General features: G+C 71.6%; 5 protein-coding genes. 3 read left to right on the top strand and 2 right to left on the bottom strand.

Going from position 1 to position 6,585, the window contains the following annotated elements; translation table 11 throughout:
- Nucleotides 1-183: 183 nt before the first annotated feature.
- Nucleotides 184-1,284: a glycosyltransferase family 4 protein gene (locus tag D7X12_RS37680; protein WP_120630015.1), complete on the bottom strand. Its 1,101-nt coding sequence runs from the start codon at nucleotides 1,282-1,284 to the stop codon at nucleotides 184-186.
- A gap of 44 nt (nucleotides 1,285-1,328) precedes the next feature.
- On the opposite strand from D7X12_RS37680, the gene D7X12_RS37675 reads away from it, so the two are divergent.
- From D7X12_RS37675 to D7X12_RS37665, 3 genes are read left to right on the top strand one after another with little or no spacing between them, the layout of a single operon-like run.
- Nucleotides 1,329-3,566 (top strand): glycosyltransferase family 4 protein, encoded by a 2,238-nt coding sequence (locus D7X12_RS37675; protein ID WP_120630014.1) that lies wholly within the window; start codon nucleotides 1,329-1,331, stop codon nucleotides 3,564-3,566.
- On the top strand, nucleotides 3,563-4,507 hold the full coding sequence (locus D7X12_RS44755; protein ID WP_244225021.1) for a hypothetical protein: 945 nt from the start codon (nucleotides 3,563-3,565) through the stop codon (nucleotides 4,505-4,507). Before D7X12_RS37675 ends, D7X12_RS44755 begins: the two co-directional genes overlap by 4 nt.
- A gap of 43 nt (nucleotides 4,508-4,550) precedes the next feature.
- The gene (locus tag D7X12_RS37665; protein WP_120630013.1) at nucleotides 4,551-5,390 is read left to right on the top strand and encodes a hypothetical protein; all 840 of its coding nucleotides are present in this window, start codon (nucleotides 4,551-4,553) and stop codon (nucleotides 5,388-5,390) included.
- A gap of 6 nt (nucleotides 5,391-5,396) precedes the next feature.
- Here the strand turns inward: D7X12_RS37665 and D7X12_RS37660 are convergent, their stop codons facing one another.
- Nucleotides 5,397-6,509, bottom strand: coding sequence for a hypothetical protein (locus D7X12_RS37660; protein ID WP_208719540.1), 1,113 nt, complete (start codon nucleotides 6,507-6,509; stop codon nucleotides 5,397-5,399).
- Nucleotides 6,510-6,585 lie beyond the last annotated feature (76 nt).

Here is a 6,585-nt window from a genome sequence, read left to right as displayed (position 1 = left end):
AACCGGCCCGCGGGGGCCCCCGGGGAGGAACATGCGACGGCTCGGGTGGACTGGAACCATCGGCGGGATGCTGCGCGGGTGCCCGAGCAGCATCCCGCCGATGATTCCAGTCCACACGAGCCGTCGCATGTTCCTCCCAGGGGGCCCTCGCGGGCCGGTTGGCGTGCGCACCTTCCGACCGGCTTATCGCCGGTGGTGGAGCGCCGCATCGTACGCGGCCCGCGTCAGTTCCGCGGTGCGGGCCCAGGTGAACTTCGCGGCCTGACGCTTTCCTGCCGCGGAGAGCGCACGGCGCTCCCCCGGCGAGCCGAGCAGCCGGTCGATGACCGCCGCCAGACCTTCTGCGTCCTCCGGATGGACCGCGGGGGCCGCGTCGCCGCACACCTCCGGCAGCGAGCCGGCGGTGGAGACGATGGTGGGCGTGCCCAGGCGCATGGCCTCCAGCGGCGGCAGGCCGAAGCCCTCGTAGCGCGAGGGGAAGACGAACAGCGCCGCGCGGCGCATCAGCGCGTAGAAGACGGGAGGCGGCTGGTAGCCCAGGGCCCGCACGTCCAGCCCTTCGGCGCGCAGGCGCGCGATGCGCGTCTCCACCTTGCCGGAGCCGTACCAGCCCTGTCCCGCGAGCACGAGCGTAAAGGGGCGCCCGCGCGCGGCGAGCCGCTCCTGCGCGTCCAGCACCAGGTCCACGTTCTTGCGCACGTCGAGCGAGCCCGCGTACAGCACGTAGTCCTTCGGCAGCCCCAGCGCGCGCAGGAAGTCCTCGCCCTCGGCGTCCAGCGCGGGTGCGTCCACGTGGTCCACGCCGTTGGGCACCACCACCGTGCGGGGCTCCACCTGCGGAAAGCGGCGCAGCACGTCCTGGCGCGTGCTCTCGCTGATGCAGATGAGGCGGTCAGCGACGGTCAGACTGCGCGCCATCCACAGCCGGAACTGCCAGCGGAACGCGGCGGACACCGTGTCCGGCATGTCCAGCGGGACCAGGTCGTGCACGGTGAGCACGTACGCGGTGCCCGGCACGCGCCTGAGGGGCAGGTTGAAGTTGGCGAGCGCGTGGTAGACGGCCGGCGGCGAACTCCGCAGCAGGCCGGGCAGCGTGCCGAGCGTCCACGACGTCCGCTTCTGGACGCCGCGCGGATGTTCCCCCGAGGTGCGCGCGCCCATCCGGTCCACGAGGACGCCCTGGGCCTGGAGCGCGTCCGCGAGGCAGCGGGTGTAGAGGCCGATGCCCGTGGTGGGCTCGTCCCAGAGGGTGGCGTCGAGTGCGATGGGTCCGGAGGTCGACACGGGGCCGCCTCATACCATGGGCCGTGTGGTAGACACGGCCCCGCATGGCGGTCCACCAGTTGATCCCGAGCTTCGGCCCCGGCGATGCCTCCGGGCAGGCCGCGCTGCACCTTCAACTCCTGCTGCGCCGCATGGGGCACGTGGGGGACATCTACGCCGAGGAGGTCGGCGCAGGACTGGAGGGGCTGGCGCGCCACGTCTTCACGCTGCGTCCCCGGCCGGACGACCTGGTGCTGTACCACCACGGCATCGCGTCCCCGCTGAGCGGGCGGATGATGCACCTGGACTGCAAGCGCGGCGTGGTGTTCCACAACATCAGCCCCGCGCGCTTCTACCGGGACACGCCGCTGGAGCACGCGCTGGTGGCGGGCCGCGCGCAGGTCGCCGCGCTGGCGCCCTTCATGGACGTGTCCATCGGGGACTCGGACTACAACTGCGCGGAGCTGCGCGTCGCGGGCCACCGCAACGTGCACACCGTGCAGCTCTTCATCGAACCCGAGCGCTTCGCGGCCTGGGGCGCGAACAAGAAGATGCTCGCGGGCCTCAAGGGCCCGGGCCCCACCCTGGTGTCGGTGAGCCGGGTGATGCCGCACAAGCGCTTCGAGGACCTGCTGGCGCTGCACCGCGAGCTCTTGCGGATCCGCCCCCAGGCGCGCCTGCTGCTCGTGGGCGGCTATGAGCCGGGCAGCCGCTACTTCCGGGGGCTCGAGCGCGAGGCGAAGGCCCTGGGCGGGGTGCACTTCCTGGGGCGCCTGTCACATGCGGAGCTGGTGGCCGTGTACCGCTCCGCGGACGTGTTCGTGTCCATGAGCGAGCACGAGGGCTTCAGCGTGCCCATCATCGAGGCCATGGCGGCCCAGGTGCCGGTGCTGGCGTACGCGGCGGCGGCGGTGCCGGAGACGCTGGGCGGCGCGGGCGTCGCGTTCGACCAGAAGCGCTTCGCGTTCCTCGCGGAGCTGGCGGTGGACCTGCGCGAGGACCAGGCCCTGCGGGACTCGGTGCTCGAGGGGCAGGCGCGCCGCCTCCAGCACTTCTCCCCCGCCGCCGCGCAGGTGTCGCTTGCGCGCGCGCTGGAGGGCGTGGTGGCGCCGCCGCCGCGTCCCCGGAAGTCACAGCCGAAGCGGCCCCGGGTGGCGCTGGTGGTGCAGCGCTACGGGGAGGTGTCGGGCGGCGCGGAGAGTCACGCCGCGCAGGTGGCCGAGCGGATGGCGTCGCACTGGGACCTCACGGTGGTGACGACCTGCGCGAAGAACCACCTGACGTGGGAGAACGGCTTCCCGCCCGGCGAGGACCGCGTGGGCCGGATGAAGGTGCTGCGCTTCCCGGTGACGCGGACGCGCAACATCCACGCGTTCAACCGCCTGTCGCGCAAGGTGTTCAACAAGAGCAACGAGCGGCTGCGCGAGGAGCAGTGGGTGGCCGAGCAGGGCCCGCTGTGCCCGGGGCTGCTGGAGCACCTGGCCTCCACGCAGGACGCCTACGACGGCTACCTGTTCTTCACGTACCTCTACACGTCCACGGCGTTCGGGCTGCCGCTGGTGGCGGACCGCGCGATGCTGGTGCCCACCGCGCACGACGAGCCGCCGATGCGATTTGGCGTCTACGGGGACGTGTTCAACCGGCCGCGGGTGCTCATGTGCAACACGCCGGAGGAGATCTCCATGCTCGGGCGGTTCCATCCGGAGCACGCGCGGGCGCGGGTGGTGGGCGTGGGGGTGGACGCGTTGCCGGCGGTGCCCGCGCGCTTCCGGCAGAAGCACGGCGTGCACGGGCGCTACCTGCTCTACGTGGGCCGGCTGGAGCCGGGCAAGGGCGTGCCGGAGCTCTTGAAGTTCTACCGCCAGCTGCGGGCGCGCTACGCGGACGCGCCGGAATTGGTGCTCGCGGGCGAGGCGAACATGGTCCTGGACGGCGAGGGCGTGCGGCACGTGGGGCGCATCGACGAACAGGACAAGCATGACGCGCTCGCGGGGGCGCTGGCGGTGGTGGTGCCGTCGAAGTTCGAGAGCCTGTCGCTGTTGACGCTGGAGGCGTTCGCGCAGGGGACGCCGGTGTTGGTGAACGGGCACTCGGACGTGCTGGTGGGACAGGTGGAGCGCAGCGGCGCGGGCCGGGTGTACCGGGGGCTGGCGTCGTTCATCGAAGGACTGCGCGAGGTGGGCGAGGCCCGCGACGCGCTGGGCAAGCGGGGCCGTACCTACGCGCAGGGGCACACGTGGCCCCAGGTGGTCGCGGCGTACCGGGAAGAAATGGCGCGCATCGTCGAGGAGACACACCGATGAAGCTGCTCGGACGGGACATTCCCACGGGGGCCCTGGTGGCCCGCATCGAGGAGCGGCTGCGAGCACGCGGGCTGCCCACGTCGGAGCCGGCGGAGGTGCCGGAGGACGGCGTGGAGCCGCGCGTGGATCCGCTGACGTTCAGCCTGCACGCGCTGGAGGAGAACGCGGACACCACGCGCGCGCTGCCCCTGCACACGCACCGCGCGGGAGCGGGCCAGGTGGTGCTGTTGGCCAAGTGGGCCTTCCGCAAGTCGTGTCAGGTGTTGATCAACGAGACGCTCGGCCGGCAGCGTGTGTTCAACGGGCTGGTGCGCGACTCGTACGCCCAGCTCTCCGCGGAGGTCCTCCGCCTGCGCCGGGAGGTGGACACGCTGCGAGCCCAGGCCGCCCGCGCCGAACAGGCGGAAGCCGCACGGCCGTCGAAGCCGCCGCCGGAGATTGGCTACGGACGCCCCTCGATGCCCGCGCGCGACGAGCGCAGCGGGTCATCCAAGCGGGATGCGTCCGACGAGGGGCGCGCGCGTCCGTCGAAGCCACCGCCGGACATCGCCTACGGGCGGCCCCTTCCCTCCCAGGAACAGGCCCGTGACGCCGGTCAGCAGACGCCGTCTCCTGAGTCGGGCCCACCGCCGAAGGCAGCCGCACCGGAGCCCATCAGCAACGCCCCGGGACGTACGCCCAAGCCCGCGACCGCCTCCTCACGACCGTCACCGCAAGGCCGCACACAGGGCCGCCAGTCCAAGGCCTCCACCGCGCCCGGGCAGCGCCCCGCGAAACCTCCCCGCGCCCAGAAGGCCCGGCCCGCGAAGCCGCCGCGCGCACCCCGCGAGGCGACTTCCAGCCCCGAGAGCACCACCCCTCAGGCCGGACCCACCGCACCGGCGAAGCGCCCACCCACGCGCAGCTCCCGAGCGAAGCGTGGAGCGCCGAAGAAGTCCTAGCATCGCGGGCGCTGTCGTCATCGCAGTCGGAGGAAGAACCACCATGCGGCCCCGCATCCTCGCCTTGAGCCTGCTGGCCCTCATCGGGACCCCACGGGCCGAGGCCGCCAACAACGCCGTCGCCATCATCTGGAAGGGCGCGAAAACGCAGGCGGAGGCCGAGGCCCAGAAGCCCGCGTGGAGCGGCCTGAACGCCGTGTTCGCAAAGGCGGGCCTGAAGTTCCCGGACGGCCATCCGAAGCTCGTCGAGAGCAAGACCCTGCCCGGCCTCAAGCCCGGCTTCTGGGTGTGGCTCCTGGGCGTCTGCGCCCCCAATGCCGCGCCTCCCATCGTCAACCAGCTCAAGCTGCTCGCCTCGGAGACCTACTCTCGCGAGGTGCAGGTCTCCCCGAAGCAGCGCGCCTGTCCCCGGCAGGAAGAAGGCGACCCGCTCAAGGCCCGGGACGAAACCCTCCAGCTGCCTTCGGGCGAGACCCTGCGCGTCTTCACCCGCGAGGAGAGCAAGAACGTCGATGAACACGAGGGAATCTGGGACGACAGCACGCGGACCCGGTACCACTTCGTCCTCATCGGCAAGGGCGGCGAGGTGCTCGGCTCGGCCAACGCGGTGGGCGACGAGGAGGTCCACAAGAGCAGCCCGTCGGGCCTCCTGGCCTACGGCAACACCAGCCCGGGGGCCCCCACGGCCTACCGTTGCGATGGCACCCAGCTCGAAAAGTCGGGAGACGACACGTTCGTCCTCACCCGACACTGCGATGGGAAGGGCGGCAAGTGCGGCGACGTGGCGTCCGCGGACGAGATCGTCACCGTGAAGGTGAACGCCGACGGCATCACCGCCAGCGTCCCGATGCGCAAGAACGAACAGCGTGCCGAGTGCAACTGACCGCCCTCAGGGGAACCGGTAGACGGTGACGTAGCCGTCCCGGTGCACCAGCTCGCCTCCCAGCTCGTCCTCGATGAACTGGTGTCGGACGGGGTGGAAGAAGTGGGTCACGTACCACTTGAAGTGGTGCTCCTGGAGGAAGCGCCGCATCGCCTCACGCTCCTCCTCGGAGACGGTACCGAACGCGTTGCGCATCCCTTCCGCCGCGCGGAACAGCCGCGAGTCCACCAGCCCCGACTCACGCACCGGCAGCCGCGACAGCCGCGCGAACGACACCGGCTTGCCGTGGAAGATCTGCTCCCACTGCCCCTGCACGTTGTCCGTCAGCACCGCCACCGGCATGGGCGCGTCGCGGATCTCCTCGAACACGGGAGGCAGCTGGGGCACCGCCGGCATGGGCATCAACAGGCCCCGGTACTCCACGTTGGGCACCAGCGCCACCGCGAGCGCCAGCGCCACGCCCAGCCGGGCATCCCGCCGGGACGCCCACGCCCCCACGTGCGCCGCCGCGAACGCCACCAGCACCGACAGCGACAGGTACGTGAGCAGCACGAAGCGCACCGGCATGCCGCCGCGTGAGAACAGCGGCACCACGTGCTTGAACACCACGTAGGGCATCGGAATCTGGACCTTGAGCGGCTGGCCGAACGCCGTCAGCGGCTCCGACCACGACAGCCAGACCGCGAGCGCCAGGAAGAGCAGCACGTCCCGCCGCCACACGCGCGCCCGCCACGCAGGCACCAGCGCCACGACAAGGGTGATGGCGAACAGCAGCACCACCGGGGACAGCCGGTCCTCCAGGCGGATGTTGAGCACCGTCCCCATCGACAGCACCGCGAAGCCCAGCCCCAGCCCCAGCCACCGGCGCCCGTCCGGCACGCCCCGCCACAGCGCGAAGACCGCCAAGAGCGGCGTCACCCAGCCCAGGAAGGTGCCGGTCTCCTCCGCGTTGGTGGCCATCTTCATGCGCAGCACGTCCATGGAGAAGTCGCGCGCACGGCTCGGCAGCGACGCCATCCACGCGGAGCGCGTGTCCGGGATGAAGAACGCGAACAGGTCCGTGAAGTAGTCGGAGTCACCGTGGTGGATCTGCAGCGGCGCCGGGAAGGCATGCAGCATCAGCGGCACCACGGTGACTCCGACTACTTCACGGACCTGTTCGCGTTCTTCATCCCGGACACGCGCTCCGCGTGGA

Source organism: Corallococcus sicarius (genome assembly GCF_003611735.1).
GTDB classification, from domain to species: domain Bacteria; phylum Myxococcota; class Myxococcia; order Myxococcales; family Myxococcaceae; genus Corallococcus; species Corallococcus sicarius.
The sequence above is the reverse complement of the archived record's forward strand: the minus strand, read 5'-3'. Positions and strand labels throughout refer to the sequence as shown.

Bases quoted from the DNA above. Each gene is read 5' to 3' on its own strand.
- D7X12_RS37660 (WP_208719540.1), bottom strand. From the start codon at position 6,509: ATGCTGCATGCCTTCCCGGCGCCGCTGCAGATCCACCACGGTGACTCC.
- D7X12_RS37665 (WP_120630013.1), top strand. From the start codon at position 4,551: ATGCGGCCCCGCATCCTCGCCTTGAGCCTGCTGGCCCTCATCGGGACC.
- D7X12_RS37675 (WP_120630014.1), top strand. From the start codon at position 1,329: ATGGCGGTCCACCAGTTGATCCCGAGCTTCGGCCCCGGCGATGCCTCC.
- D7X12_RS44755 (WP_244225021.1), top strand. From the start codon at position 3,563: ATGAAGCTGCTCGGACGGGACATTCCCACGGGGGCCCTGGTGGCCCGC.